The organism is Nocardioides sp. (genome assembly GCF_035703625.1).
Classification (GTDB): domain Bacteria; phylum Actinomycetota; class Actinomycetes; order Propionibacteriales; family Nocardioidaceae; genus Nocardioides.
This window is the reverse complement of the sequence record NZ_DASSXS010000104.1, coordinates 1-2,117: the sequence shown is the minus strand read 5'-3', so window position 1 is coordinate 2,117 and position 2,117 is coordinate 1. Positions and strand designations below refer to the sequence as shown.

At 67.4% G+C, this 2,117-nt stretch carries 1 protein-coding gene and 2 pseudogenes; all 3 read left to right on the top strand.

The features are described from left to right. Positions 1-759: pseudogene (locus VFN12_RS05270) on the top strand (F0F1 ATP synthase subunit alpha); the annotation flags it as partial. Positions 760-762: 3 nt separating this feature from the next. Then, on the top strand, positions 763-1,677 hold the full coding sequence (locus tag VFN12_RS05265; RefSeq protein WP_325117554.1) for a F0F1 ATP synthase subunit gamma: 915 nt from the start codon (positions 763-765) through the stop codon (positions 1,675-1,677). A gap of 5 nt (positions 1,678-1,682) precedes the next feature. Beyond that, positions 1,683-2,117: pseudogene (locus VFN12_RS05260) on the top strand (F0F1 ATP synthase subunit beta); the annotation flags it as partial.

The window sequence follows — 2,117 nt, the reverse complement described above, 5'->3', positions numbered from 1 at the left end:
GAGGCGTACCCCGGCGACGTGTTCTACCTGCACAGCCGGCTGCTGGAGCGCTGCGCCAAGCTGTCCGACGACATGGGTGCCGGGTCGATGACCGGTCTGCCGATCATCGAGACCAAGGCCAACGACGTGTCGGCCTACATCCCGACCAACGTCATCTCGATCACCGACGGCCAGATCTTCCTCCAGTCGGACCTGTTCGCGTCGAACCAGCGTCCCGCCATCGACGTCGGTATCTCCGTCTCCCGTGTGGGTGGTGCGGCGATGACCAAGGCGATGAAGGCCGTGACCGGCTCGCTCAAGGTGGACCTCGCGCAGTTCCGCGCGATGGAGGCCTTCGCCATGTTCGCCTCCGACCTCGACGCTGCCTCCCGCCAGCAGCTCGACCGGGGCTCGCGCCTGATGGCGCTGCTGAAGCAGCCGCAGTACTCCCCGTACCCGGTGGAGGAGATGACCGTGTCGCTGTGGTGCGGCACCACCGGCCGCCTCGACAAGGTCCCGACCGACGACGTCCTGCGCTTCGAGAACGAGTTCCTCGACTACGTCCGCCGCTCGCACGAGGGCATCCTCTCCACGATCCGCGAGAGCCTGAAGTTCGAGGAGGACACGGAGAAGTCCCTCGAGGAGGCCTACGACTCCTTCCTCGACCAGTTCGAGACCTCCGAGGGCGAGTCGATCAAGGTGGGCCACGAGCCGGAGGTCGAGCCGACCACCGACGAGGAGCTCGAGCAGGAGCAGATCGTCAAGCAGAAGCGGGGCTGACGGATGGCCGTATCGCTGCGCGAGTACCGCGCGCGGATCAAGTCGACGGAGTCGATGAAGAAGATCACGCGCGCCATGGAGCTCATCGCTGCGTCCCGCATCATCAAGGCCCAGCAGCGGGCCCGGGCCGCGGCGCCGTACGCCCGCGAGCTCACCCGGGCGGTGTCGGCGCTGGCGACGTACTCCAACGTCGACCACCCGATGACGACGGAGCCGGAGAACCCGACCAGGGCCGCGGTGCTGATCGTCACCAGCGACCGGGGCCTGGCCGGCGCCTACTCCTCCAACGTGCTCAAGGAGGGGGAGCGGCTCGCCGAGCGGCTCCGCTCCGAGGGCAAGGAGGTCGTCACCTTCATCGCGGGACGCAAGGGCGAGGCCTACTACCGGTTCCGTGAGCGCCCCATCGCCGCTTCGTGGTCGGGCTTCTCCGACCAGCCGAAGTACGACAACGCTCGCGACATCGGCGAGTCCCTGATCTCGGCGTTCATGGCCGAGGAGGGCGAGGACGACAGCGTCGACGAGGTGCACCTCGTCTATACCCAGTTCAAGTCGATGCTGGTCCAGGAGCCGCACAGCGTGCGCCTGCTGCCGCTGGAGGTCGTCGAGGGCGAGGAGCGTCCCGAGGACGACGACGTGCTGCCGCTCTACGAGTTCGAGCCCTCGGCGGGCGAGGTGCTCGCCCAGCTGCTGCCGAAGTACGTCCAGAGCCGCATCTTCTTCGCCCTGCTGCAGGCGTCGGCGTCCGAGCTGGCCGCCCGCCAGAAGGCGATGAAGTCCGCGACCGACAACGCCGACGAGCTCATCAAGAAGTTCACCCGAGTTGCCAACCAGGCCCGACAGGCCGGGATTACCCAGGAAATCAGCGAGATCGTCGGAGGCGTCAACGCGCTTGCCGACGCGTCCGCCGGGAGTGAGTGAGAGACATGACTGCGACTGCTGAAGAGACCAAGACCGAGTCGGGAGCCGGTGGGATCGGTCGGATCGCCCGGGTGATCGGCCCGGTGGTCGACGTCGAGTTCCCCGTGGACTCGATGCCGGAGATCTACAACAAGCTCGAGACCGACCTCGAGCTCGGTGGCGAGAGCCGCGTCCTGTCGCTCGAGGTGGCCCAGCACATCGGTGACGGCATGGTCCGCGCCATCTCGCTCCAGCCGACCGACGGCCTGGTCCGTGGTGCCCAGGTCCGCGACACCGGTGACCCGATCACGGTGCCGGTGGGCGACGTGACCAAGGGCCACGTGTTCAACATGCTCGGCGACTGCCTCAACCTCGAGGACGGCGAGGAGCTCGACGTCAAGGAGCGGTGGAGCATCCACCGCAAGGCTCCGGCGTTCGACCAGCTGGAGTCGAAGACCCAG